Source organism: Bradyrhizobium sp. DN3 (assembly GCF_041357655.1).
Taxonomy (GTDB): domain Bacteria; phylum Pseudomonadota; class Alphaproteobacteria; order Rhizobiales; family Xanthobacteraceae; genus Bradyrhizobium.
Window position 1 is genome coordinate 33,960 of sequence record NZ_JAULLN010000013.1, and the last position, 23,907, is coordinate 57,866.

Annotated in this window: 24 protein-coding genes; 7 read left to right on the plus strand and 17 right to left on the minus strand. The window is 63.7% G+C overall.

Annotated elements, in window-relative coordinates:
• Positions 1 to 16 precede the first annotated feature (16 nt).
• The 5 genes from AAE027_RS19985 to AAE027_RS20005 all read right to left on the minus strand — a co-directional run bounded on the left by AAE027_RS19985 (position 17) and on the right by AAE027_RS20005 (position 5,520).
• The gene (locus AAE027_RS19985; RefSeq protein WP_370988522.1) at positions 17 to 1,123 is read right to left on the minus strand and encodes an ABC transporter ATP-binding protein; all 1,107 of its coding nucleotides are present in this window, start codon (positions 1,121 to 1,123) and stop codon (positions 17 to 19) included.
• Between the two features lie 4 nt (positions 1,124 to 1,127).
• On the minus strand, positions 1,128 to 1,985 hold the full coding sequence (locus tag AAE027_RS19990) for a carbohydrate ABC transporter permease (RefSeq protein WP_091887484.1): 858 nt from the start codon (positions 1,983 to 1,985) through the stop codon (positions 1,128 to 1,130).
• A 17-nt stretch (positions 1,986 to 2,002) separates the two neighbouring features.
• Positions 2,003 to 2,929, minus strand: coding sequence for a carbohydrate ABC transporter permease (locus AAE027_RS19995; RefSeq protein WP_206734794.1), 927 nt, complete (start codon positions 2,927 to 2,929; stop codon positions 2,003 to 2,005).
• Between the two features lie 129 nt (positions 2,930 to 3,058).
• Positions 3,059 to 4,498 (minus strand): extracellular solute-binding protein, encoded by a 1,440-nt coding sequence (locus AAE027_RS20000; RefSeq protein ID WP_370988523.1) that lies wholly within the window; start codon positions 4,496 to 4,498, stop codon positions 3,059 to 3,061.
• Positions 4,499 to 4,521: 23 nt separating this feature from the next.
• Entirely contained in the window at positions 4,522 to 5,520 is a 999-nt protein-coding gene (locus AAE027_RS20005) for a sugar-binding transcriptional regulator (RefSeq protein ID WP_128934685.1), read from the minus strand.
• Between the two features lie 167 nt (positions 5,521 to 5,687).
• On the opposite strand from AAE027_RS20005, the gene AAE027_RS20010 reads away from it, so the two are divergent.
• The 4 genes from AAE027_RS20010 (at position 5,688) to AAE027_RS20025 (ending at position 9,254) form a co-directional block, all read left to right on the plus strand.
• The gene (locus AAE027_RS20010) at positions 5,688 to 6,968 is read left to right on the plus strand and encodes an FGGY-family carbohydrate kinase (protein WP_370988524.1); all 1,281 of its coding nucleotides are present in this window, start codon (positions 5,688 to 5,690) and stop codon (positions 6,966 to 6,968) included.
• Positions 6,965 to 7,819 (plus strand): TIGR01459 family HAD-type hydrolase, encoded by an 855-nt coding sequence (locus AAE027_RS20015; RefSeq protein WP_370988525.1) that lies wholly within the window; start codon positions 6,965 to 6,967, stop codon positions 7,817 to 7,819. The genes AAE027_RS20010 and AAE027_RS20015 overlap by 4 nt, the downstream gene beginning before the upstream one ends.
• A gap of 10 nt (positions 7,820 to 7,829) precedes the next feature.
• Entirely contained in the window at positions 7,830 to 8,861 is a 1,032-nt protein-coding gene (locus tag AAE027_RS20020) for a class II aldolase/adducin family protein (protein WP_370988526.1), read from the plus strand.
• Between the two features lie 192 nt (positions 8,862 to 9,053).
• On the plus strand, positions 9,054 to 9,254 hold the full coding sequence (locus AAE027_RS20025; protein ID WP_370988528.1) for a hypothetical protein: 201 nt from the start codon (positions 9,054 to 9,056) through the stop codon (positions 9,252 to 9,254).
• Between the two features lie 26 nt (positions 9,255 to 9,280).
• Here the strand turns inward: AAE027_RS20025 and AAE027_RS20030 are convergent, their stop codons facing one another.
• From AAE027_RS20030 to AAE027_RS20075, 10 genes are all read right to left on the minus strand, one after another.
• Complete coding sequence (locus AAE027_RS20030; RefSeq protein ID WP_370988530.1) at positions 9,281 to 10,288, minus strand: formate dehydrogenase subunit gamma; 1,008 nt, start codon at positions 10,286 to 10,288, stop codon at positions 9,281 to 9,283.
• 31 nt (positions 10,289 to 10,319) lie between these two features.
• Positions 10,320 to 10,916 (minus strand): formate dehydrogenase FDH3 subunit beta, encoded by a 597-nt coding sequence (gene fdh3B, locus AAE027_RS20035; protein ID WP_091887497.1) that lies wholly within the window; start codon positions 10,914 to 10,916, stop codon positions 10,320 to 10,322.
• Positions 10,917 to 10,927: 11 nt separating this feature from the next.
• Entirely contained in the window at positions 10,928 to 13,870 is a 2,943-nt protein-coding gene (locus AAE027_RS20040) for a formate dehydrogenase subunit alpha (RefSeq protein ID WP_370988531.1), read from the minus strand.
• A 2-nt stretch (positions 13,871 to 13,872) separates the two neighbouring features.
• On the minus strand, positions 13,873 to 14,091 hold the full coding sequence (locus tag AAE027_RS20045) for a twin-arginine translocation signal domain-containing protein (RefSeq protein ID WP_091887502.1): 219 nt from the start codon (positions 14,089 to 14,091) through the stop codon (positions 13,873 to 13,875).
• A gap of 29 nt (positions 14,092 to 14,120) precedes the next feature.
• Entirely contained in the window at positions 14,121 to 14,900 is a 780-nt protein-coding gene (locus AAE027_RS20050) for a molecular chaperone TorD family protein (RefSeq protein ID WP_370988532.1), read from the minus strand.
• Positions 14,901 to 15,020: 120 nt separating this feature from the next.
• Entirely contained in the window at positions 15,021 to 15,644 is a 624-nt protein-coding gene (locus AAE027_RS20055) for a DUF3306 domain-containing protein (protein WP_370988533.1), read from the minus strand.
• Complete coding sequence (locus AAE027_RS20060; RefSeq protein ID WP_370988534.1) at positions 15,641 to 16,156, minus strand: DUF3305 domain-containing protein; 516 nt, start codon at positions 16,154 to 16,156, stop codon at positions 15,641 to 15,643. The genes AAE027_RS20055 and AAE027_RS20060 overlap by 4 nt, the downstream gene beginning before the upstream one ends.
• On the minus strand, positions 16,153 to 17,160 hold the full coding sequence (locus AAE027_RS20065) for a DUF6352 family protein (protein WP_370988535.1): 1,008 nt from the start codon (positions 17,158 to 17,160) through the stop codon (positions 16,153 to 16,155). The genes AAE027_RS20060 and AAE027_RS20065 overlap by 4 nt, the downstream gene beginning before the upstream one ends.
• On the minus strand, positions 17,157 to 17,696 hold the full coding sequence (locus AAE027_RS20070; protein ID WP_370988536.1) for a DUF6505 family protein: 540 nt from the start codon (positions 17,694 to 17,696) through the stop codon (positions 17,157 to 17,159). Before AAE027_RS20070 ends, AAE027_RS20065 begins: the two co-directional genes overlap by 4 nt.
• Complete coding sequence (locus AAE027_RS20075; RefSeq protein WP_370988537.1) at positions 17,693 to 18,412, minus strand: biotin/lipoate--protein ligase family protein; 720 nt, start codon at positions 18,410 to 18,412, stop codon at positions 17,693 to 17,695. The genes AAE027_RS20070 and AAE027_RS20075 overlap by 4 nt, the downstream gene beginning before the upstream one ends.
• Positions 18,413 to 18,595: 183 nt before the next feature.
• On the opposite strand from AAE027_RS20075, the gene AAE027_RS20080 reads away from it, so the two are divergent.
• Positions 18,596 to 20,566, plus strand: coding sequence for a 4Fe-4S binding protein (locus AAE027_RS20080; RefSeq protein ID WP_370988538.1), 1,971 nt, complete (start codon positions 18,596 to 18,598; stop codon positions 20,564 to 20,566).
• A 36-nt stretch (positions 20,567 to 20,602) separates the two neighbouring features.
• Here AAE027_RS20080 and AAE027_RS20085 read toward each other — a convergent pair whose 3' ends face one another.
• Positions 20,603 to 21,892: a c-type cytochrome gene (locus AAE027_RS20085; protein ID WP_370988539.1), complete on the minus strand. Its 1,290-nt coding sequence runs from the start codon at positions 21,890 to 21,892 to the stop codon at positions 20,603 to 20,605.
• Between the two features lie 536 nt (positions 21,893 to 22,428).
• On the opposite strand from AAE027_RS20085, the gene AAE027_RS20090 reads away from it, so the two are divergent.
• Both AAE027_RS20090 and AAE027_RS20095 read left to right on the plus strand, forming a co-directional pair.
• Positions 22,429 to 22,614 (plus strand): hypothetical protein, encoded by a 186-nt coding sequence (locus tag AAE027_RS20090; RefSeq protein WP_370988540.1) that lies wholly within the window; start codon positions 22,429 to 22,431, stop codon positions 22,612 to 22,614.
• 90 nt (positions 22,615 to 22,704) lie between these two features.
• Positions 22,705 to 22,827 (plus strand): hypothetical protein, encoded by a 123-nt coding sequence (locus AAE027_RS20095; protein WP_283806521.1) that lies wholly within the window; start codon positions 22,705 to 22,707, stop codon positions 22,825 to 22,827.
• Between the two features lie 81 nt (positions 22,828 to 22,908).
• On the opposite strand, the gene AAE027_RS20100 is transcribed toward AAE027_RS20095, so the two are convergent.
• A complete protein-coding gene (locus tag AAE027_RS20100; protein WP_370988541.1) occupies positions 22,909 to 23,877 on the minus strand; it encodes an FAD:protein FMN transferase in 969 nt (322 codons plus the stop codon).
• Positions 23,878 to 23,907: the final 30 nt, after the last annotated feature.

Genomic DNA, 23,907 nt, shown 5'->3' on the forward strand with positions numbered 1-23,907 from the left:
GCTCACGGCGCTCCCATCATGCGGCCTGCCGCCGAGGCGACAGGTCCAAACGCAGGCCTGTCGTGCGGTCAAACAAGAGAGCCGCCTCCGGCGCGAACCGAACGAAGACGCCATCCTCCGCACTTGCCATGGCGGAATCTTGTGGCAGGGCGGCCAGCCATTCGGTCCCGTCGGAGAAGCGCAGTAGCAGCACGGCCTTTTCGTGCATCGGTGTGATGGCGACGATGCGCGCCGGAATGGCATTTTCGCTTGGTTGGCGGGTGATGACGAGATCATCCGGGCGCACACCAAGCCAGCACGCACCATGATCGACGGCCGCGCGATCGGCGGCATCGAGGCGAACGAACGTCCCTGCCACCTCCGCACCGAGACCGCCCTGCGCCGCGGCCGGCTCGACCTCTGCCAGATTGATGCTGGGATCGCCGAACAGGCGCGCGACGGCAACGGATGCCGGCCTGGCATAGATCTCCTCGGGACGCGCGACCTGCACCAGATGCCCGTCAACCAGGACCGCGATCCGGTCGGCGATCGCCATCGCCTCCCGATAGTCCTGGGTGACATAGAGAACGGCGGCCGAGCTCCGCCGCAACAGGCTCGGCAATTCGAGCCGCATTTCGTAGCGAAGCTTGGCATCGACGTTGCGCAAGGGATCGTCGAGCAGCAGCACATCGGGATTGCCGATCAGCGCGCGGGCAAGCGCGGTGCGTTGCTTCTGCCCGTTCGACAATTCGCGGGGCATGTGGCCCAGCACATGCTCGATCTTTAGCAGCCGGCTGATCGACTTGACCCGGCTCGCGACTTCGGTCGCGCCCGCCCTGGCACGCAAGCCGCTTGCGATGTTGGCCTGCGCACTCATGTGAGGAAACAGGGCGAAGTTCTGGAAGGCCATGCCGATCCCGCGCTGCTCGGGCGGCGCCCCCACGATCGATTGACCGCCGACCAGAATGTCGCCTTCGTCCGGCTCGAACATGCCGGCGATCATGCGCAAGAGCACGGTCTTGCCGCTGCCGGACGGGCCGAACACCGCGACGATCTCGCCGGGTTCGACGGCCAAGGAAACATCCTCGGCGCAGCGGACCGGGCCGAATGACTTGCCGACGGCGTTGAGTTCAAGACGCGCCATGGCCTCAGCCTTTCACCGCACCGAGCGACAAACCCTCGACCAGATAGCGTTGCGCGTAGAGCGCCAGCAGCAGGGTCGGCGTGACGGAGAGCACGATCGCGGCTGCGATCTGGCCGTACTGAATGCCTGAGGCGGTGACGAAAGCCAGCGCACCAACAGTCACTGGCTGCTTGTCGGCCGAGGCCAGGATCAGCGCGAACACGAAATTGTTCCAGCAGAAGATGAAGGAGAGCAGACCGGCCGCCGCGATGCCGGGCCCGGCGAGCGGCACCGCGATCCGTGTGAACGCCTCGCGCCAGGTATGACCGGCAAGACGATAGGCGTGCTCGATGTCCGGACTGATGTCTTCGAAATAGCCGCGCACGATCCACAGGATCAGCGGCAGTGCGATGAGCTGATAGACCCAGACGATGCCGAAATACGTGTCGTTGAGCCCGAGCTGCTGGTAGTAGAGCGACAATGGCAGCAGCACCAGCAGCGGCGGGGCGAAGCGAAACGACAACAGCGTGAATGCGATGGTTTCGCCGAGCCGAAACTTGAACCGCGCAAAGGCGTAGGCCGCGGGCACGCCAAGCAGCAAGGCAAGGACCACGGCTGCGCTCGACAGCGCGAAACTGTTCACAAGGTTGCGCATGAACGATATTTCGAGATTGCCGGCGGCGGTCCGGAGCTGTCCTGAAATCAGCGCCTGGTAATTGGCGAGCGTCGGCTCGAAGAGGATGCGCGGAGGAATCCGCAGGATTTGCTCATTGGTCTGGAACGACATCAGGAAGATCCAGACGATCGGAAACATGAAGAAGACCAGCACGAGCGCGAGCGCGACGCCGCGGAAGATACGACCTGCGAGACTGGAATGATCCATCGCCGTCTTCCCGTCCCTCACGCGTGGCCGTGGGCGCGGGCCCGCAGCCGCAGCCAGTTCTTGATGAAGATGTTCGAGAGGATATTGGTGATCAGCCACAGGATCATCAGCAACGCCGCCGAACGTCCGACATTGGTATATTGAAAGAATTCGAGATAGGCCTGGACCTGGAACACCATCAGCCGATCGCCGGGGCCGCCTTGTGTCATCGCGTAGACGATGTCGAATTGCTGGATCGAATCCAGCAGGCGAAACAGCGAGGCGGTGATGATGTAGGGCGCAAGCATCGGCAGTGTGATGCGGAAGAAGACAAAGCTTGCCGGGACACCATCGAGCGCCGCGGCTTCGAACGGCTGCCGCGGCAGCGAGCGCAGGCCCGCCAGGAGCAGGATCATGATGAAGGGCGTGTAGACCCAGACATCCACCAGCACCACCGTGAACAATGCAGTCGACGGATCGGATGCCCATTTGAAATCATGCACGCCGAACAGGCTCACGAGATAGGATAGGATGCCGAAGCTCGGGTTGGTCATGAGCTTCCACATCAGCGCGGCGATCGCGGGCGCCGTCATCAGCGGCAACAGCAGGACGATCGACACTGCATTATGGAAGCGTGTGGGACGCCGCAGCAGCAAGGCGATGCCGAGGCCGAGCAGCAGTTCGAGCACCACTGTCAGTGCGGTATAGATGAGCGAGATGCGAAGCGTATTCCAGAAGGCGGGGTCGGAGAGAAAATCGATGTAATTGTCGATCCCAATGAAGCCGCGCAGATATGGCAGGTTCAGGCGGTAGCGCTGGAGCGAATAAACTGCCGCCGTCACGAAGGGAACCAGGATGGCGATGCAAACGAGCAGAGCCGGCAGGCTCAGCACATAGGGCAGCATCCGCCCGCGCAGCCTCGTGGCGCGGCGCGGTAGCACATTCGTCTGGGACAATTGGACCATGCTCATGACGATACCGGATCACGCATTGGCTTCAACACCGCCGGCCCGGATCGGATAGGCGTTCCGAACCGGCGGGTTGGCGTGGCGCGGAGGAATCGGGCACCACGCGAGGCGTCGATGGCGGCAAAGTCAGCCAAGGCCTGCCTGCTTGAGCTGACGATTGATGCTGTCGGCGAGTTTATCGAGCCCCTCGTCTACGCTGACCTCCTTCGCCACCATCTTCTGGAGCGAGGCGGCCCATTCCGTCGTCAGGTCGAAAAACAACGGCTGGGCCGTGAAGTAGATCTTGGCGCCCGGCGACGACAGATCATGCTGCTCGAGATAGCCCGGATAGGACTTCGCGATGCGGTCGCGGAATTCGCTGTCCTTCCACACCGACGCGCGCACCGGATTGACGAAATCCATCTTGCGGGCTCCGAACAGATCGTGCTCGGTCGAGGCTGCCCATTGCATGAACAGCCAGGCCGCGTCCTTCTGCTTGGAGAAGCTGGAGAGCGCGAGCGACCAGATCCAGACGTTCGGCGTCGGCGCCTTGGCGGCCGGATTTGCCGCGAACGGCGCGTAGCCGAGATGACCCCTCTCCTTGTTCTCGCCACCGTTCATGAAGTAGCCGAGAATATCGGCGTCGAAGATCATGCCGGAGGCGCCGGCGCCAAGGTCCGTGCCGACCTGGTACCAGGTGTAGGTCGACCAGTTCTTCGGCCCAGAGGTCTGGATCATCTTGACCCATTTCTCGTGGAACTCCTTGGAGGCCTTGGTGTTCATGGCGGCCTTCAGCTTTCCGCCTTCCATCACGAAGTCCTTCTGGCCGAAATTCGAGTAGGCCGAGAGGAATCCGGGATGGATCGTGGCCCAGGAGCGTGAGCCGCGGACGCCGACGCCATAAGGCCCGCCTGCATCCTTGGTGATCTTGGCGGCGACATCGAGCATCTCGTCGAGATTCTTCGGCGGCTTGACACCAACCTTGTCGAAGATGTTGCGGTTGTAGGCGATATTGTTGAGCTCATAACCCCAGGGAATGCACCATTGCTTGGCCTTGCCCGAGCCGAGCTCGGAGCCGGCAACGCCGTCCCACGCCGTCGAGGACCGAAGGCCGGGAAGCACGTCGTCCCAAGCAAAGGCCGGGTTAGTCTTTGCGGGGTCCTTGATATAGGCGTTGAGATCCTCGATCCACCCGGCCGGACCGTAGGTCCAGGTCATGTAGGCGCCGGTCATGAAGGCGTCGTACTGGTCCGATTTCGAGGACAGCGCCGCGGTGACCTTGTCGAAATAGACATCCTCCGGGAAGATATCGTAGGCGACGTTCATCCCCGTAAGCGACTTGAAGGCTTCGATATCGCCAATCATCGCATCGACGTAGGGATGCTTGTTCAACAGCAGCTTGACGGTCTTGCCGCTATAGGCCTTCCAATTGAAGTCCGCCGCCATGGCCCGCGACATCGCGGCGACGTAGGCGGAGTTGGCGGCAACGCCGGCGATGCCGAGCTTTGCGGCACCATCCAGCAGATCACGCCGGTTGATGCGTTTGGCGGCGTAGGAATCGAATAGATTCTTCTCGCGATCGTGCATGAGCAACCTCCCGTTATGAGCGTTTACTTTCCCTTCCGACCTTTATTCCTGGTCTTGGTAGTCTTGCCGGATGTTGCCTCCGGCTTTTCCGTCGCGAGGGCCTGAGCGGTCGCCTCGTCGATGATGAGACCGTGCAGGAGACGGCTGCGCAGCACCGCGCGCAGAGCCGTGACCTTGGCCAGCCCGCCGCCGATGGCGACGATGCGATGCTTCCTGAGGTCTGCCGCTTCCATCGAGGTCGCGCGCGCCGACAGGTCGATGTCGAGCACTTCGCCATCGGCGTTGAAAAAATGTCCAAGCAGGTCGGCGCAAGCGCCGGCACGCTTCAATTCGACGACCTCGTCCGGCCTGATCATGCCGCTCGAAACCAGGAAGCCTTCGGCATGGATTTGTCCGATGCCGACGAACAGGAGCGAGGCCTTGCGCGCGAGCGCGAACACGTCCGCGATGCCATATTGCTTCATCAACACGGCACGATCGGCGACCGAATTGGCGAACACCGGCACCGGCAGAAGATAGGCCTCCGCCCCGGTGCGCTCCGCCAGCCGATGAATGACGTCGAACGGATTTGCGGCGAATTTCCGCGTCAATCCGCCGAGCAAAGAGACGAATTGCACGTCCCGCGCCGGCGTCTGCGGCAACTGCTCGACGACCGCGGCGAGCGTGCGGCCGTGACCGACGCCGATGATCTTGTCCTCGCCGCGCTCCAGGACCTGCCGCAGGAAGCTCGCACCTTCGAGCGCCAGCGCTTTCAGCGGCAAGTCGCCCTCGCCGAGATCCGGCGCGACGCGGCAGAAAGAAAGGCCGTAGCGCTCGGCCAATGTGTTCTCCAGCGCGACGCATTCGGCCACGGGCCCCTCGACGAAGACGCGGATCATGCCCTCGCGGCTCGCGCGCGCGATCAGCCGATGCGCCTTTGTGCTCTGGATGTTGAGGCGATCGGCGACCTCGGACTGGGTCAGCCCAGCGGCGAAATAGAGCCACGCCGCCCGCGTTGCGAGCGACGCCTCACCGTCAACCATCGGCAGCCTGTCGGAAGGTATCGCCACGCCGGAAAAGCCCGCTTGCAATTTTCTTCACGTCTTGCAAAAAATTGCAGAGGCGGATTGGAACGTCAATCCCCCAAACGTGCTGCGGTGCAATCTTGTTGCGCTATCAGCAATGGTTGCCATCACGCTGTGGAGGTCGAATGGCAGGCTTGTTCCTCGGCATCGACGTCGGAACCGGCGGCGTTCGCGCCTGCGCCGTCGATGCGCGCGGCGCCAAGCTCGGAATGGAATCGGCGCCTCTTCCCCCGCCACGACAGAACGGCAACGCGATCGATCAGGATCCGGAACTCTGGTGGGATGCGACGGCTGTCGCGATCCGCAAGCTCGGCCGCACGATCGATCTCCAGACCGTCGAGCGCGTCAGCGTCGACGGCACGTCAGGCACGCTGCTGATGATCGACGCCGCGGGTCGGCCCTGCACGCCGGGGCTGATGTACAACGATGCGCGCGCGGCAGCGGAGGCCGCCCGCATTGGGGCCGTGGCCCCCGCGGACAGCGGTGCGCACGGCGCGAGCAGCGCGTTGGCGAAGCTGTTGTATCTGTCGGATCGCGCGGAAGCGGGCCAGGCGCGTTTTGCCGTGCATCAGGCCGACTGGATCGCAGGGCGGTTCGCCGGACGTCACGGCATCAGCGATGAGAACAACGTCCTGAAGCTCGGCTACGATCCCGTGACACGCACCTGGCCGGCCTGGCTCGAGGAGCTCGGCGTATCCCGCGAACTGCTGCCGAAGGTGCTGGTACCGGGAACCCCCTTTGCGGATATTGATCCCGAAATCGCAGCCATGCTGGGCCTGTCATCGGCAGTGCGCATCGCGGCCGGCACCACCGATGGTGTCGCCGCCTTCATCGCGACGCGCGCCGATACACCCGGCGATGCCGTGACCTCGCTCGGAACGACGCTGGTCGTGAAGCTGCTGGCGACCCGGCCTATTTTCGCCGCCAATCAGGGCGTCTACTCGCACCGGCTTGGCGAGCGCTGGCTCGCAGGCGGCGCCTCCAATTCCGGCGGCGGAGCACTGCTCGCGCATTTCACCGCCGCCGATATGGACCGATTGACACCGCAATTGCAGCCGGAGACGCCGACCGGGCTCGACTACTACCCACTGCCCAAGCCCGGCGAGCGCTTTCCAATCGCCGATCCAGCGTTGCCGGCAAGGGTCGCACCGCGCCCAGCGGCCGACCACCGCTTCTTCCAGGCGCTGCTCGAAGGCATCGGGGGGATCGAAGCGCTCGCCTATCGGCGCCTGGCCGAGCTCGGCGCGCCAAGGCTGCGACGCGTCATCAGCATCGGCGGCGGGGCGAAGAACGCGGCTTGGACCGAGATCAGACGGCGCGCCCTTGGCGTTCCCGTGAGCGTTGCCGAAGAGACGGAGGCAAGTTACGGCGCGGCGCTATTGGCACTGCGAGGCGGCCCGCCATGATGGCCGATATCATCGACATCGAAGGTCTCGCCATGATCGCGGACCGCTTCGATCACGTGCTGCTCGATCAATGGGGCACGCTGCACGAAGGCCAGGCCGTCTTTCCCCTGGCGCGCGACTGCGTTGTGCGGCTGCGCCAGGCCGGCAAGCGCGTCCTTGTGCTGTCGAACTCCGGCAAGCGCGCGAGCAGCAACGCGGCACGGCTTGCCTCGCTGGGCCTTCCAGCGGACGCCTATGACGGCATCCTGACGTCCGGTGAGGTCACCTGGCACGGCCTGAAGGCGCGTGCGCAACAGCCCTTCATCGCATTCGGCCGCACCTGCTTCCTGGTCGCTCGCGGCGGCGATCATGCGATCGTCGATGGGCTCGACCTCAATCTCGTCGCAGACGTTGGCAAGGCCGACTTCATCCTGCTCGCGGGTCTCGACGACGCAGTCGCCGAGCCCGAGCACTGGCGCGCATGCCTGACTGAAGCCGCTGCACGCGGCCTGCCGATGCTGTGCGCCAATCCCGACCTCGCAATGTTCGGCGCCGCCGGATTGATCCCCGCCCCCGGCGCATTGGCCCGCTTCTACGAAACGCTGGGCGGCCGTGTGACCTATGTCGGCAAGCCGCACGCGCCGATCTTTACGGCAGCGCTCGAACGGTTGGGCCAACCGAATCCGGCGCGCGTGCTGATGATCGGTGACAGCCTCGACCACGATGTCGCCGGCGCCCGCCGCGCCGGGATGCTGACACTGCTGCTCAGGTCCGGCGTGCACCGCGATCAGACGCCGGGTGAATTGGTACGACAACCGCCCGGTGAGGATGCGCGGATGCCGCACTGGACGATGGACCATCTGGCCTGGTGAGAGGCGCGCGATGCAACAGCAACCTGCCCTGCTCCACGAGCTTCGCCGCATGTCGGCGCGCGTCGGCCGCAACATCCTCCTGGTCCAGGGCGCCGGCGGCAACTCGTCGATCAAGCATGACGACCTGCTGTGGGTGAAGGCCTCCGGCACCTGGCTTGCGGATGCCGAGCACAAGGACATCTTCGTGCCGGTGTCGCTCGGTGCGGCACGCGCGGCGCTGTCGCAAGGCGACGAACGGGTGCCCCTCGCGCCTGGCGCCGGCACGGCCTTGCGCGCCTCGATCGAGACCTCCCTCCATGCGCTCATGCCGCATCCGGTCGTGCTGCACGTCCATTCGGTCAACACCATCGCCTGGGCGGTGCGGACCGATGCGCGCGCCGAGTTCGCCGAGCGACTGGATGGACTGGCCTGGCGCTGGCTCGATTATCATCATCCGGGACTGCCACTGGCCAAGGCCGTAGACCATGCCCTGACGCAGGACAGAGTAGATGTACTGGTCCTCGGCAATCATGGCCTGGTGGTCGGCGCCAAGACCTGTGCCGGCGCAGAGGCGCTGGTCGACGAGGTCGAGAGCCGCCTCGCGCTTGCGCCGCGCTCCGCAATTGGCGCAGATGAAGACGCGCTTCGTTCAATCTGTGGCGGCACAGGGTATCGACTGCCAAAGGATCCGCGATCCCATAGCATCGCAATCGACTCTTACAGCCGCGCCATTGCGACCAACGGTTCGCTCTATCCGGACCATGTGGTCTTCCTCGGTCCGGCCCTACCCGTTCTGGACCAAGCCCAGGATCTTCGCGCCCAGGAATCGCTGGTGCGGCCGGACGGGCTGCCGCAGCCGGTCGCGCTGCTCGTTCCAGGTCTCGGTTGCATCGTTCGCAAGGACGCGAGCGACGGCGCCGAGGCGATGCTGAGCTGTCTCGCCCTGGTGACCGGCCGCCTACCTCTGACCGCGCAGGTTCGCTATCTGACGCGGGAGAACGAGTGCGCCCTGCTGAATTGGGATGCCGAGCGATACCGTCAGCAACTGACCGCAAATCGCTGACCGGCTGAAACGGAACAATTCCGTAACTTGCTCGCGAAGCTTCGCGCGGTATCAGCCGCTCCTACCCGCGCGGGCCTCGCTGCGCGGGCCAAGCCGACGACTGTGGAACCGCTGGCTGTGAAGTGGCTCACACCGTGCAAGACGGTTGAGGTGTATCCCTCGTGTCGGGTGGAATGGCAGACGGAGATGCGCATGAAACGTCTCATGCCCTCGCTCATCGCAGCCTTGCTTCTCGCCGGTGCCGCCAGCAGCGTGCTCAGATCGCACGTGCTGCATATCGGTCAGAGCAACATGCCATCCATCACGGAACTGCAGACCGGTCAGGCCAGCAAGCTGCCTGAGCTGGAGATGCAGGACCGCTCTGTCCTGTTTGCGAGAGAGCCGGCTCAGTAGAACGCTCCGCTTTCAGGCTGTCCGCCTTACTCGGCCGCCGCGGTCGCGTGTTGAGGCTGTCCGTCGTTCGGACCCGTTCGCGCCGTCTGCTCGTCGAGCCAGAGACGGTGGTGCTCGCGGGCCCAATTGACGTCGACGTCGCCCGAACCCATGGCCTCGAACGCACCTTCCATCCCAATGGTGCCGATATAGATGTGGGCGATCATCGCCGCGACGAACAGCACAGCCACGATGGAGTGGACGATCTGGGCCAGCTGCATGCCTTCGATCCCCGTCGTATAGAACGGGAACATGAGGACATAGCCGCTCGCAGCGACGAGACCGCCGCCGATCACGACGATCCAGTAGATCGCCTTCTGGCCGGCGTTGAAGCGGTAGGCCGGCGGATGATCATGCCCGACGATGCCGCCGCCTCGCTTCATCCACGCGACGTCCACCTTGTTCGGAATATTGCCGCCGATCCACATCAGAAAGATTAGAACGACCCCAATGGTGAACGGGAAGCTCAGATAGTTGTGGGCGTACTTTGCCCATTGCGACCATTCGGAGAAAGCCTCGAAGCCGATCAGCGGCAATAGCAGCGGTCGCCCAAAGGTGATGTTTAGTCCGGAGATCGCCAGAATGATGAAGCAGGTGGCAGTCATCCAATGCACGAAACGCTCATAGATGTTGAAGCGCACGATGGTGCGGCCGGACCGTCCGCTTTCGAGGCGCACCATGCCGCGGGTGAGATAGAAGATCACGATCACCGCCAGCATACCGACGATCGCGATGCCGCCGATCCAGCGCAGCGTGACATTGTGGAACTCGCGCCATTCCCGCCCCTGAGGCTGCTCGAGAACGCCGGACCTCTGATCAGGGATGCTGACGCGGCCCTGGATCCGGTTCAGCTCCTGCAAGAGCTGCTGCTCCTTGACCGAGCTTGCGGTCGGATTGACCTGCTGGGCGCCTACCGGTGCTGGAGCTGCCACGATGAGGAGGAGTAAAGCACCGGCCCCGACAGCCGCCCGAACGAGTTTTGCAAACGACACCATGAGCTCCTCCTCAATGTTCGCGCGACCTTCGTCAGGATTCGATCGTCTCGCGATAGGCCGTCTTCCACCCCCAGGCACCCGAACCGTAGCCGCGCTTCATCACACGCTCCTTGTAGATCTGCGCGATGATCTCGCCGTCGCCTGCGAGCAGCGATTTTGTCGAGCACATTTCGGCACACAGCGGCAGCTTGCCCTCGGCCAGCCGGTTCGCGCCGTATTTCTCGTATTCCTCCTTGCTGCCGTCCGCCTCCGGACCGCCGGCGCAATAGGTGCACTTGTCCATCTTGCCGCGGGAGCCGAAATTGCCGACCTTCGGATATTGCGGCGCGCCGAACGGACAGGCGTAGAAGCAATAGCCGCAGCCGATGCAGAGATCCTTGGAGTGCAGCACCACGCCGTCAGCGGTGGTGTAGAAGCAGTTCACCGGGCACACCGCAGCGCACGGCGCATCGGTGCAATGCATGCAGGCCATCGTGACCGAGCGTTCGCCCGGCTTGCCGTCATTGATGGTCACAACGCGACGCCGGTTGATGCCCCAGGGCACCTCGTGCTCGTTCTTGCAGGCGGTGACGCAAGCGTTGCACTCGATGCAGCGATCGGCGTCGCAGAGAAATTTCATACGTGCCATCGTCGTTACTCCTAAGCCGCCGCGATTTGGCAGAGAGTGACTTTGGGCTCCTGCATGCCCGTCGCGGGGTCGTATCCGTACGTAGTGATCGTGTTGGCGCTTTCGCCGAGCACGATCGGGTCGGTGCCCTTCGGGTAATTGCCGCGAAGATCCTTGCCCGCGAACCAGCCGCCGAAGTGGAATGGCATCCAGGCGACGCCCTTGCCAACGCGCTCGGTGACGAGCGCTTTCATCTTCGCCCTCGAATTATTCTCTGCACCCGTGACCCACACCCAGCCACCGTCCTTGACACCGCGCTCGGCGGCATCGGCAGGATTGATCTCGATGAACATGTCTTGCTGCAATTCGGCAAGCCACGGGTTGGTGCGGGTCTCCTCGCCGCCGCCCTCATATTCGACCAGACGGCCGGACGACAGGATGAGCGGGAACTGTTTTGCGATTCCCTTCTCTACCGCTGCCTTCTGCACGGAGAACCCGATATTCGGCATCCTGAACTGCTTGGCGTCAGGCAGCGTCGGATATTTGGCGACGAGGTCGACGCGCGGCGTGTAGATCGGCTCGCGGTGAACAGGGATAGGATCGGGCAAGCCGAAGGCATTCATGCGCGCCTTGCCGTTGCCGTAGGGAACGCAGCCATGCGCCAGCGCTACGCGCTGGATGCCTCCCGACAGGTCGAGCGCCCACGACACCGTGTCCGGATTGGCGGGATTGATCTTGTTGATCACGGCCATTTCCGCTTCGGTGAGCTCGGTGTCCCAGCCGAGCTTCTTCAGGCTTGCCAGCGTGAACTCCGGATAGCCGTCCTGAATTCCCGAACCCAACGAGTACGAGCCATCCGCGAGCAGGCTCACCTTCCGCGTCGTGCCGTCCGGCAGCTTCTCCTCACGCTCGATGCCGAACCGCGGCCGGAACGTACCGCCGCCGTCCATCACGTTCAGATTGGTGTTGTAGAGCAGCGGCGTGCCGGGATGCTTGACCTCAGGTGATCCCCAGCACGGCCACGGCAGACCATAATAGTCGCCGCCGACCTCGGGATCGTCCTTCGGTGCCCGCATGCTCAGCATGTCGAACTTGGCCTGGTTCTTCATGTGCGCCTTGAGGCGCTCGGGCGATTGCCCGCAATAGCCAGTCGACCAGCTGCCGCGGTTCATCTCGCGCAGCACATCCTCAGCTTCAGGAAGATTGTTTTCGACCTTGATTTTCTTGAACATCTGGTCGGCGAAGCCGAGCTTCTTCGCCATCAGATAGATGACCTCGAGATCATCCTTCGATTCAAAGATCGGCTTCACGATCTGCTCGCCCCATTGCAGCGAGCGGTTGGAGGCGACGCGCGACCCCTTGCATTCGAATTGCGTGGCGACCGGCAGAATGTAGACGCCATCCTTGCGGCCCGCCTCCACGGAGAGCGAAGCCCAGGTCGTCGGATGCGGGTCGGCAATGACGAGCAGCTCGAGGGCCTTCAGACCCTTGAGGGACTCAGGAATGCGGGTGATGCTGTTGGAGGCGTGTCCCTGCACGAACACCGCCTTCACGTTGTCTTTCTGCGCGACCTGATCCTTGGGCAATGTCACTGCCTCGAACCAGCGGGTCAGCGGAATGCCGGGGGTTTCCATGATCTGCTTGGAGTCGAAGCGGGACTTCAGGAAGTCATAGTCGACCTCCCAAACCCGCGACCAATGCTTCCAGGCGCCTTCGGCGAGGCCGTAGTAGAACGGCAGCGTGACGATATCGAGCCCGACATCGGTCGCGCCCTGCACGTTGTCATGGCCACGGAAGATGTTGGCGCCTGCGCCGGCCTTCCCGACATTGCCAGTCATCAGGAGCGCAATGCAACTTGCGCGCACGTTGGCGGTGCCGACGGTTTTCTGGGTCTGGCCCATGGCCCAGATGAGGGTTGCCGGCTTCTCGGTGGCGAACATCTTGGCGACGCGCTTGAGCTGCTCGCCGGGAATGCCGGTGACTCGCTCGACTTCTTCCGGAGGCCACTTCTCAACCTCCTTCTTGATGTCGTCGAAACCGTAAACGCGCTGCCGGATGAACTCCTTGTCCTCCCAGCCATTCTGGAGAATGTGCCACATCATGCCGTAGAGCACCGGAATGTCGGTGCCCGGGCGCATCCGCACATATTCGGTCGCGTGGGCCGCCGTACGCGTCAGGCGCGGATCGATGACGATAAAGTTGGCCTTTTGCAGCTCCTTGCCCTCGAGCAGATGTTGCAGCGAGACCGGGTGCGCTTCGGCCGGATTGCCGCCCAAGATGACCTGTGTCTTCGCATTGCGGATATCATTGTAGCTGTTGGTCATCGCGCCGTAGCCCCAGGTATTGGCGACGCCGGTCACGGTGGTCGAATGGCAGATGCGAGCCTGATGATCGGTGTTATTGGTCCCCCAGAACGCACCGAGCTTGCGGAACAGGTAGGCGCCTTCGTTGGTCATCTTGGCCGAGCCGAGCCAATAGACGGAATCGGGGCCTGACTTCTCACGTACAGCTTGAAGTTTGTCTCCGATCTCGTTGATCGCGGAATCCCAGGAGACGCGGGTCCACTGCCCATTTACCAGCTTCATCGGATAGCGCAGCCGCCGCTCGCTGTGTACGAGTTCGCGCACCGAGGCGCCCTTGGCACAATGCGAGCCGCGATTGATCGGCGAATCCCAGCTCGGCTCCTGGCCGATCCAAACGCCGTTCAAGACTTCGGCCGTCACCGTGCAGCCAACGGCGCAATGCGTGCAGATGTTCTTGCGGATGGTCGCGCCTGCGGTGAGCGGACCAGCCATTGCTGCTTCCGCTTTGCGCACGCTGCCGACCGGCAAGCTGCCGAGCGCGGCAAGTGCACCGCCGGCAAGACCGGATTTGCGCAAGAAGCTGCGGCGGTCGAGACCGCCGGCCTGCCCCGCAAGGGACTCGACAACGGAGCCGTGGCGCGGGGAATGCTGGTGTGTTCGCTTGATCAGCACGGTCAGCCTCCCTTGGCCGGATAACGATTGACGCGATAAAACGCCTTGACGTGGTCGGATTCCTTGTAGCGCGCCTTGCGCTTCTCATCGTTGGTCTCACTGTCGGCCTGCGCCGACCCGACCAACGGTGTCGCGAGTGTCGCACCGACACCGACCGTGCCGATGCTAACCTTGCGCAGGAAGTCGCGGCGTCCCACTGTGGCCTTCTTGTCTTCACTCATCGCATCTCTCCTGGACCTGCGCGTGCCGGTCAGTTGGCGAATGTGAATGCTTCCATCTCGATCTCGATAAAGGTGCGACCGAGCGCGCCGACCGCCCGATAGAAATGGGCGTTCCCGGCGCTCTCGATGTCCGCGAACAGCCGCCCCATCCAGGGCGATACGTGTTTCTCGAAGAAAGTGCGCTGTGCCTCTGGCGAGGCACCGAAGTGCCCGCCGGCAAGGCCCGACATGATCTCGCAAATGATCGCGGCGTGATCCTCGGGTTCGGAATTGTTGGTCAGCCGCTCGATGCCGAGCGTCGTCAAGTCTCCTCGCAGGCGCGACAGCGGCCGTTCGTTGAGGAAGCCGGTGAGATAGTACGAGGCATATGGCAGCAATTCGCCGCGACCGAGCCCCACGAACAGATCAAAATATTCGCGCTCGACTTTCGCTGCGACCGTGCTTGAGGCGACGTCGGCGAGCGCTGCATGCGCGCGGCCGAGTGGCGTTGCGTCGCCACTCAATGCCGCAAGCTGCTCGAGCAATCGTTTCGACGGCGGCGCGGACAGCAACGTTGCTAGCAACGCATATTCCTGCGCGCGCGCAGCATCGACGGAATCGACAAGCTCTGCTGATACGGCTTGTTCGCTGTAGAGATCGGGCCGCAAATCGTTGCGTGCAACGCCGGTCGCTGCTTCGACTGCAACCACCCGTTGTGCTGGCACGCGGGTCCAATTCGACACGGAGGGTTGGCTGATACCTATTTTGCGCGCAAGCTGAGCAATGCCGCCTGCAGCATCGATTGCGCGATCAAGCCCGTCATCCCGCACGTGGACCTCCCATCCGAGTCCCGTCTGCTTGATTATTGCTTTTGTTACAAAGCGCTAATGAAATTTAGTCCCGGTTCCACGGATGGTCAATCATCCGTCCATAGCCTGAGCCTATAGCCTTTAGTCGTGCTGCTCGCGCGGCAGTGCACCACCGTGATTACGGCGCCTCACGGGCTCAGCGAAATCCGCAGATCTGTCCGCGACTGTCGGTTGCACCGCAACAGAGATTGCCGGCTGTTCCCTCGCCTCCGATGTCTCGACACCATCCGATGCGGCCGTCGCGTCGGCTTGACGCAATTCCGCCGAAGTATCCGCTGTTTCAATCGACGCCTCGGGGAGCGATTGGACCACCTCGCGCACCCCGCCGACGATGCGATCGACGAGTGCGGCCAGCTGTTCCGACGAACAATCCAGCGGCCCAAAACCCGGCATTGCGGTCGGGTCGTTGAAGTCCCATGCATTCTCCGCAAGCCCGATGAAGTCGCGAATGGCGGGATCGGTCGCCCAGGCGCGGCGAAGAGCCGCACGGCTCAACTCCTGTGGAATGCCCTTGCTCAGGAAGGCGGTGATGTCGGTCGCGGCATTGATCTCATCGATCGACGGCAGGCTCGAGAGATCGAACGCGCTATCATCGTCCTTGCGCTCGGGCGGCAGCGTGGGCTGCGCCGCGGCAGGCTTCGCCGGCTCCGCTCGCGCTTCGCGTTTGCGGCGGGACCAACGTGCAAGGAACTCCTCCTCACTCATTCCTGTCCGCCTTCATGGTCGCGGCGCGCCAGCGCCTCCGGATCAGCGCGGCGCCGCTTGCGCTTGACGAATTCCCGCTCCACATGGTGCTCGGCCACGAACCTTTCAATTGCTTCGCGCAGTACCTCCGGCATCGGCACGGCCTCGACGAGATTGTCGGCGGCTTCGGTAAAGCCCTCGCCCTCAGCGGGGTCGGCGGTAACCGCAGTAAGGGCATAGGGCCAGGCGCCTTCCGAGGGCGACAGCACAGTCCAGATGCTCGGACTGCCGGAGGCGAGATTGTCGCGATAGCGCGCCGTCTCGGAGGGATAGAGATCCACGGTCGCGCTTCCCGCATAGAACAGGGTCGTGCCGTCCTGCTCGCGGAGCACGGTCCAGGGTTGCGCCGCCGGCTCGTCCGGCAGAACGGCAATTCCGCGCCAGACGAAGTCAATCCAGGGCGAGTCGGCCTTGCGCCGCTCGACGACGACGCCGACGGAGATGGACGCTAGTGGCGATACCGCCGGGCTCATGTCACCATCTCCAGGCGCTTCACCGGCAGGCCGGTCAGCAGATTTTGTGGCTTCATCCGGAGCTTCTGATCCGCCGTCATTGACAGGATCAGATAGATAGGTTCGTCCCCGACATCGTCATGCGCGCGGCTTGAATCCGCAAAAGTCAGCCGGAACAGCGCGAGCACTCGGTCGGCGCTACGCTGGTCGAGTTCGTCGCCGTGCCACAGACGGTCGCCGAGCCCAGTGGCGTCGGCATCGAGCCCGACATACCAGGTGAGGTCTGCCTCCTGCAGCGCACGCAGCGGCTCGATCGTGACGTCGATGCCCAGCAGGTGGGAGATCCAGCGCGTCATCGCCTCCGCCAGCGCAGCTGGTCCGCGTCCGCCGGCCGTGAGGTCAAGGGCCATGTCGAATTGGTCGCTGCGCTGCCAATACACCCCGACATTCTCGTCGCTCAACACATCGAGCACCGCTTCGGTGGTGCCGCCCAGCATCGACATCAGGGAGAGCACCGGGGTCGGACTCCGGCCGCCGACGATCTCCTCGTCGCCAAGCAGCAGGGCCTGCTCATGCGGCAAAATCCGTTGGACCCGGAAGAACAGCTCGGCCGCGCGCAGCACGAATGGATCGTCGCAGCCGTCGAGCGCGTTGCGCAGGATGACATGTACGAGCTGGTTGACGAACAGTGGCGGCAGGTCGTTCGCGCCTGATCGCACCGATGCAAGATAGGCGGCTTCGAGCGTCGGATGCCGCAACAGGAGATCGCGAAAGGCCAGCACGAACTGCCAGTTCTCCCGGGCGTCGGCATCGGAAATTGCGGCAATTTCGTCGGCGCCGACCGCCTGACGCGGATCGGCGAGCAGTTCGCGGTGCAACCGGCGTTCGATCGGACATGCATCGGCCGGCGGCATCAGTTCGGGACGCGCAAAATAGGCCTTGAGGAATTCGTCGGTGACGCACAGCCCACCGCCCTCGTCGCGATCGAGCAAATGATGGCCGCAGGCGATCCAGAAATCATTCATCTGACGGTCGGCTCCCGGCCCAGATCCGCAAGCCTGAGCTCGCCGTCAGGCTGGACGTCGTCGTCCACTTCCATGAACGAGAACGCCTTGCTGTGCCCCTGCCCTTCGCGGAGCTTCAGTCGGCGGAAGGACTCCCGGATCTCTCCGTCGCTTGAAGCCCGGTGCACTGCAATAAGCGAGCTGACGGGATGGGTGCACAGCGACTGCGAGAACACCACCTCCTCTTCCGCGGCCGTCATTGCTGTCGCCATGTCCGGCGCACCGAAACGATCGACGAGCTGCCTGGCAAGGAGATCGACCAGGCTGCGGTAATCGTCCTCGGTCGCCGGAACGATCTGCGCCAGCGTCGACCAGCCCCAGGATTGCACGCCGAGGAACCCGCCGCGAAACGCCGCACGCGCCTTGCCCTCGAGCTTCGCACCGTCGCAATCCCAGAAGCGGAAAGCACCGGAGACGGCCCATTCACCCGGCTCGGCCGCCACATCGAACACGAAGGTGTCGGAGGGATCGAGCGCGATAGTACGCAAGAGCTTCACAGCCGCGGCCCTCCAAGTGCCGGATCGAGCCAGGATGGAGCCAGAAGCGCCTGCGCGAGGTCGCCACGTTCGATCTCGCCCGCCCCAATCCGGCGCGTGAGGAGATCGCCACGATCGTCGATGCGCTGAACGGTCTGCCGTTCGCGGGGCATACGGGAAAGATATTCGCGCGCGACGCCATCAAAACCGCCCGCCTGCCAGTCATCGAATGCCAGCATTAGGTGCCGGGCAAAGCTCTCCGTGATCTGCGCCGCGCCAGCCTCGCCAAAGCCTTCCTGCTCGAGCGCCGCGGCGAGCGGGTGGACACCCGGCTCGTCAGTCATGGCAACCGTCCGGATCATCGCGCCGAACACCAGCCATGGCGGCGGCTCCTCCTCAGTGGCCGCGAGAGGCCAACCCATGCGCCCGCCGCCGACCAGCCCTCCGTCGATCCTGACGGCATCCGGCCAGCCGATTGTGATGGGCTTGCTCGGCGGTGCGTAGGCACGCAAGGCATCGGTGAGCGCGACCATGCCGGCGTAGAACGCGCGCCGCGCCGTACGGAAGGGCTCGGCTGGCTCCAGCACCACGGCGAACTCCGCCAGATCAAAGCGCCCGACATAGACGAGCGTTCCGGCGCCGCTCTCCGGTGCAATGCGGCATGCGTGGGCAAAAGCGTCGCCACTCTCGCGCAGCCGCACCAATGTGAACGGCGGCGGCAGGTGGATCGGTTCCACCAGGGAAACGTGGCTGACTGGGATCGACGGCAGGCCGTCCTCCGCTTTCCTTTTCTTCCCGATGGATAATGTTCTATACGAGGCGCAGGGCCGGCGCGAGTCCGTTGTCGGTACCGGATTGGCGGAGGGGTTAACCTGGAGCAGCCATCCAAGACCGTCCTGATCTGCTCGTGCGAAGACACGATGCGTCTCGACTCGGCCGCGATTCAGCGTGGATGTCCCAGCTGCGAGATCAAGAGCTTTCGCCATCTCTGCGGCGCGGAGCTCGATCACTTCCGCAGCGCAGCGGCCGCTGGAGGCGCACTGACGGTCGCCTGCACGCAGCAGGCCGCGCAATTCACTGACGAGGCCGGCGAACGGCCTGATGCGATCAGCTTCGTCAACATCCGCGAAACGGCCGGCTGGTCAGGCGACGGCGCGCGCGCCGGCGCGAAAATGGCTGCCCTGCTCGCATCCGCCTCCATCCCGGCCCCGGACTATCCGCTCGTCACCTTGTCGAGCGAGGGCGTGGTCCTGATCTACGGGCGCGATGAGGCCGCGATCGAAGCCGGCCGCCTGCTTGCCGATCACCTCGACGTCACGGTGATGCTGAAACAGCTCGACGAGATGATGCCGTCCGCTGCAACGGTCTTCCCGATCGTGCAGGGCACGATCCGCTCCGCAAAGGGACATTTCGGCGCTTTCGAACTTGCGATCGACGATTATGCGCGTCCCCGCCCCTCCTCGCGCGATCGCTTCGTGCTGGACGCACCGCGAAGCGGGGTCACCTCGCGCTGCGATATCGTGCTCGACCTTTCCGGCGGGATGCCATTGTTTCCCGCCCACGAGTTGCGCGACGGCTATCTGCGCGCAGATCCGAACGATCCCGCTGCCGTGCTCCGCGCCGTGCTGACCGCGCGAGATCTCGTCGGCAGCTTCGACAAGCCGAAATATGTCGACGTTACGCCCGCTCTTTGCGCCCATTCGCGCTCGAAGCGCACAGGCTGCCATCGCTGCCTCGATCTCTGCCCGACCGGGGCGATTACGCCCGTCGGCGATCATGTCGCAATTGATCCGAACATCTGCGCGGGCTGCGGCCAATGCGCCGCCGCCTGCCCGACCGGCGCGGCATCTTATGCACTGCCGCCCGCCGATACGCAGCTTCAAAGAATTCGTGCCATGCTGCTCACTTACCATGAGGCCGGTGGCACGAATGCGGTGCTGCTCTTTCATGACAGCCCGCACGGCACGCCTCTGATCGATGCCCTGGCGCGTCATGGCGACGGCTTGCCGGCGAACGTGCTTCCCTTCGCCGTCAACGAGATCACGCAGCTCGGGCTGGAGGCGGTCGTCGGCGCCTTTGCCTATGGCGTATCGGCGGTACGGTTCCTGCTGCGCGCAAAGCCGCGCCACGATGTGACCGGACTGTCGCAGACGATCGCCATGGCTGAAGCGATCCTTGGCGGCCTCGGCTTTGAGGGCCACCGCGTCACCACCATCGAAACGGATGATCCCGACGCGCTCGGCGAGCATTTGGCTGCGATCGGCACGCTCGCGGCCGTCGCTGCGCCCGCGACCTTCAAGACCGTCGGCAAGCGGCGCGACCTTTTGCGGTTCGGGCTCAGCGAGTTGCATCGCCTGGCGCCGAAACCGGTCGACGTAATCGCCCTGCCGCAGGGTGCGCCGATCGGCGCAATCAGCGTCGATACCAGCGGCTGTACGCTATGCCTCTCTTGCGTCTCGGCCTGCCCGACCGGCGCGCTGCGCGACGATCCCGAGCGGCCAGTGCTGAAGTTCGTCGAGGACGCCTGCGTGCAATGCGGCCTGTGCCAGAGCACCTGTCCGGAAAAAGTCATCAGCCTCAAGCCGCAGATTGATTTCCGCGCGGCCCGTGCCTCCGCCGTGATTATCAAGGAAGAGGAGCCCGCACTCTGCGTCCGCTGCGGCACGGCCTTCGGCGTCAAGAGCACGATCGACCGCATCGCCGCCAAGCTCGAAGGCCGGCATTGGATGTATCCGGCGGGTGACAAGCGGATCGCGGCACTCAGGATGTGCGCTGACTGCCGCGTCATCGTCATGAGCGAACAGCAATTCGATCCCTTCAAGGGCGTGCCGGAACGAACGCCACCACGAACGACGGATGACTATCTCCGCCAGCGCGATGGCAAGGACTAGACGAAGCGGATATCTTCGCAGGATCGGAAGGGGCAATTATCGCGACGTTGCGCGGCCCAAAAAGTCGGTCAACGCACGGCGGTCCTCGGCCGAGCCGATGCGCTGCTCCGGCATCTTGGTGCCGGGGGTGTAGGCATTCGGCCCGATCTCGAACAGCTTTGCGACCGTCTCCGGCGTCCAGACGATGTCCATCGTCTTCAGCGCTTCGGAGAAACGATAGCCCGGCAGCGAAGCGATCTTGCGGCCGTATAGTCCCGCAAGTGTCGGGCCCGCACGCTGAACCTCCTTATCCGACAGCGTGTGACAGGCAACACATGCCCGAAATACATCGGCGCCAGGATCGCCGGCATAGGCGGCGAGCGGATCGGCCGGCGTTCCCGAGAGGTTCGAACCAATGGGATCGCCGGTGCGCGCATTCCAGCGCCTGATCTTGCCGTCCGCACCACCCGTCATCAGTGTCTCTCGATCCGGAAGGAAGGCGACCGACCATACCGGCAAGCCGGACACGACCAGCGTTCGTAGCAGGCTGCGCGACTTGCGATCGATGATCGCCACCGTGCCGCCGATGCCGGCCGCAGCAATCAACGTGCCGTCTCCCGATATCGTCAAGGCCACCACGGGTGTGGGACCGGCCGCGACCTCGCCGCTGACCTTGCCGTCGGTGGTCAGCATCCGCAGCATGCCATCAACCGCGCCCGTGACGATTTCACCATCCGGCGCCACAACTACCGCGTTGAGCGGCGCCGGCAACGTCACGACTTCAGGCTGGCCATCCGGCAAACGCCAGATGCGTAACGTGAGATCATAGCCGACGCTGAGAAGCGACCTGCCGTCCGGTGTGAAGGCGACGCCGTTGACGTTCTGCGAATGACCTTCGAGCACGCGCGACGCGCCGTCCGACAGCGACCAGAGCCGCACCGTCCGATCCCATGAACCGGATGCGAGAAGCGCACCATCGGGAGACACCGCAAGCGCGACGATTGGACCTCCATGTCCCTCGAACACCCGATCCGGCCGCTGCCGGCCCGCCGTCCATACCGCAATCCGTGCATCGGCGCCGGCCGTGACCAGGCGGCCTCCGCTCAGAAAGGCGACAGCATTGACGGCGTCAGCATGATACCGCAGCACTTGCTCTGCCGTATCCGTCTTCAAAGACCAGCGAATGGTGGCAGTATCGAAGCTTCCGGACAGGAGGCCGTTCCCATCGGGGGAAATAGCGAGGGCTCGTACGGGGCCGCCATGCCCCACCATGTCGGCGTGCACGGATGATACCGCGAAAATGGCCCACAGGGCCGCGGCGCCACGCGCGCAGAAAGGTAGCCTCATTGACCCTCACCGGCCCTGGTCACATTCACGCCCTCAAGATTGCCAGAAGAGCCACTGGAGATGAATATCCGAACCTATCTACTTGGCTGGTGCCCTCATGCTCTTGGACGAGCCTTCCGGCGCCGCCTGCATTCCAGGCGGACTCTGACCTTGGGGACTTTCGGCGGGCGCACCACCCGACCCCGTATTGATTGGGCCCGTCCAACCTTGCGGCTGTGCTTGGCCCTTCTCCTCGGGACGGGTTTGCGCCCCAGATGAGTTGGTTTGTGCGGGTTGGGCGGAGGCACTCTCGAGGAGGCAGAGCACTGCGAAGCACAAAATCGCTGTCGGCAATTTCACGTCGGATCCTCCAATGTGCGTACTAAACGGAGTGACACTGCATTCCGTTCCGGAGTGTGCGTCGCAACAGGCTGACCTTGCGCATCTCGCTTGAATGCCGGTGGTCCGGACACTAATCTTTGTTTGGTCACGTCAAGGATGACGGCATGCAGGGGCGAACGCGGCCATTTCTGCAGATGCTGGCGCGATTGCGCGCTTTGCGCGCGCTCGATGGATCGCAAGATCCCGATTCCCGAGACGCCTCGCCGTTCCTGATCCTCATTGCCGTCGTGCTTGCGCTTCTTCTTGCAATATTGGAAATCGACCTGAATCGCGCCGCACTCCAGTCTCTTGGCTTGATGGGTGATGCGTTTTCGGTCGATCCCATGTTCAAGAGCCCGTAGGCCGCCTGTGCCTTGATGCGACCAACGAGTTTGCTCGCGGCAAGCCGTGTCGTATAAATGGCTTGACGTTTCAATCGAGGGAGGTTGCCGATGAAGGCTTTTCTTCTTGGCTGCGTCGCGGCCGTGGTGATCGCGATTGCGGGGATGGAGATCTTGAATCGAGTTCAGGAGCCCGTCGCGCAAGCGTTTGCTACGACCGGGGTACGCCTCTGAGACCACGCAAACTGGACAACTCGCACCTGACCGGAACAACAGTGGCGACCGAACTCCGTGCTGCAGCCATCCATCGATGCTTCACGCGCCGCACACGGTCAGCCGACCATCCGTATCGATCAGGCGCGCCTGCACATTAGGTCGTGAGGCGACGATATCCCGTATTTGAGGAATGGCCATCAGGCTGAAGGCCGTCGAGAGGGCATCTGCTTCGGTGGCGGTTGGAGCGACAACGCTCACCGTTCGATGGAGGGACGGGCTCAGTCCCGTCATTGGGTCGAAGAGATGCGTGAATCGACCGGCAGCGTCGAAACGGAATCCGGCGCCGGACGTCGTCGCGATCGCACGGTCAACGAGATCGATCGTCTCGGTTAGAGCCCCTGGCCTGTCCGGATCCCCAAGACCTATACGCCAAGGCCTGCCATCGGGTCGCGATCCGATTGCGCGTATCTCTCCCATATCGACCAGGGTCGTCGACAGGCCGGCCTTTCGCAGCTTGTCGACGACCTTGTCGGTCGCGAATCCCTGCGCGATGCCGTTCAGGGTTACCGCGGCCCCGCGATGCGTCAGGGCAATGCGATCTGATCTCACAAGCAATCCTCGGCGGCCGACCCTCGTCAGCACTTCGGCGAGCTTCTCCCGCGACGGGCCGTTCGGATCCGGACGCTCCGAAGAAAAATGGTCGGCATAGAGCTGCCACAACGGCTGAACGGTTGGATCGAATGCGCCGCCGGTCAGGTCGGCAAAGGCCAGGGAAGCCTCGAGCAAGGCCACCATGTCCGGATCCGGCGCGACGAGAATGCCGGTGCGGTTGAGCGTGCTGATCGCGGAGTCCTGGCGGTACAAGCTGAATTGCTGCTCCAGCTGGCGCACGTCGAGAAGACAAATGCCGACCAGTCGCGCAGCCTCGGCACGGTCTGGATGATATACCTCGATCGAGACCTGCGCCCCGAGCGCTGAACCGTGCCAGCGGACGGCCTCTTCCGCTCGAACGATGCGGGCGCCGCTCACGAAAGCCGAACCGAGCACCGTCGCCGTGATTGCGATCATCCGTCGCCGCGTGAGACTTGGATTGTGCGT

What these genes read in the sequence shown, in the direction of transcription:
- AAE027_RS19985 (WP_370988522.1), bottom strand. Translation starts at nt 1,123, where the DNA reads ATGGCGCGTCTTGAACTCAACGCCGTCGGCAAGTCATTCGGCCCGGTC.
- AAE027_RS19990 (WP_091887484.1), bottom strand. Translation starts at nt 1,985, where the DNA reads ATGGATCATTCCAGTCTCGCAGGTCGTATCTTCCGCGGCGTCGCGCTC.
- AAE027_RS19995 (WP_206734794.1), bottom strand. Translation starts at nt 2,929, where the DNA reads ATGGTCCAATTGTCCCAGACGAATGTGCTACCGCGCCGCGCCACGAGG.
- AAE027_RS20000 (WP_370988523.1), bottom strand. Translation starts at nt 4,498, where the DNA reads ATGCACGATCGCGAGAAGAATCTATTCGATTCCTACGCCGCCAAACGC.
- AAE027_RS20005 (WP_128934685.1), bottom strand. Translation starts at nt 5,520, where the DNA reads ATGGTTGACGGTGAGGCGTCGCTCGCAACGCGGGCGGCGTGGCTCTAT.
- AAE027_RS20010 (WP_370988524.1), top strand. Translation starts at nt 5,688, where the DNA reads ATGGCAGGCTTGTTCCTCGGCATCGACGTCGGAACCGGCGGCGTTCGC.
- AAE027_RS20015 (WP_370988525.1), top strand. Translation starts at nt 6,965, where the DNA reads ATGATGGCCGATATCATCGACATCGAAGGTCTCGCCATGATCGCGGAC.
- AAE027_RS20020 (WP_370988526.1), top strand. Translation starts at nt 7,830, where the DNA reads ATGCAACAGCAACCTGCCCTGCTCCACGAGCTTCGCCGCATGTCGGCG.
- AAE027_RS20025 (WP_370988528.1), top strand. Translation starts at nt 9,054, where the DNA reads ATGAAACGTCTCATGCCCTCGCTCATCGCAGCCTTGCTTCTCGCCGGT.
- AAE027_RS20030 (WP_370988530.1), bottom strand. Translation starts at nt 10,288, where the DNA reads ATGGTGTCGTTTGCAAAACTCGTTCGGGCGGCTGTCGGGGCCGGTGCT.
- fdh3B (WP_091887497.1), bottom strand. Translation starts at nt 10,916, where the DNA reads ATGGCACGTATGAAATTTCTCTGCGACGCCGATCGCTGCATCGAGTGC.
- AAE027_RS20045 (WP_091887502.1), bottom strand. Translation starts at nt 14,091, where the DNA reads ATGAGTGAAGACAAGAAGGCCACAGTGGGACGCCGCGACTTCCTGCGC.
- AAE027_RS20055 (WP_370988533.1), bottom strand. Translation starts at nt 15,644, where the DNA reads ATGAGTGAGGAGGAGTTCCTTGCACGTTGGTCCCGCCGCAAACGCGAA.
- AAE027_RS20060 (WP_370988534.1), bottom strand. Translation starts at nt 16,156, where the DNA reads ATGAGCCCGGCGGTATCGCCACTAGCGTCCATCTCCGTCGGCGTCGTC.
- AAE027_RS20065 (WP_370988535.1), bottom strand. Translation starts at nt 17,160, where the DNA reads ATGAATGATTTCTGGATCGCCTGCGGCCATCATTTGCTCGATCGCGAC.
- AAE027_RS20080 (WP_370988538.1), top strand. Translation starts at nt 18,596, where the DNA reads ATGCGTCTCGACTCGGCCGCGATTCAGCGTGGATGTCCCAGCTGCGAG.
- AAE027_RS20085 (WP_370988539.1), bottom strand. Translation starts at nt 21,892, where the DNA reads ATGAGGCTACCTTTCTGCGCGCGTGGCGCCGCGGCCCTGTGGGCCATT.
- AAE027_RS20095 (WP_283806521.1), top strand. Translation starts at nt 22,705, where the DNA reads ATGAAGGCTTTTCTTCTTGGCTGCGTCGCGGCCGTGGTGATCGCGATT.
- AAE027_RS20100 (WP_370988541.1), bottom strand. Translation starts at nt 23,877, where the DNA reads ATGATCGCAATCACGGCGACGGTGCTCGGTTCGGCTTTCGTGAGCGGC.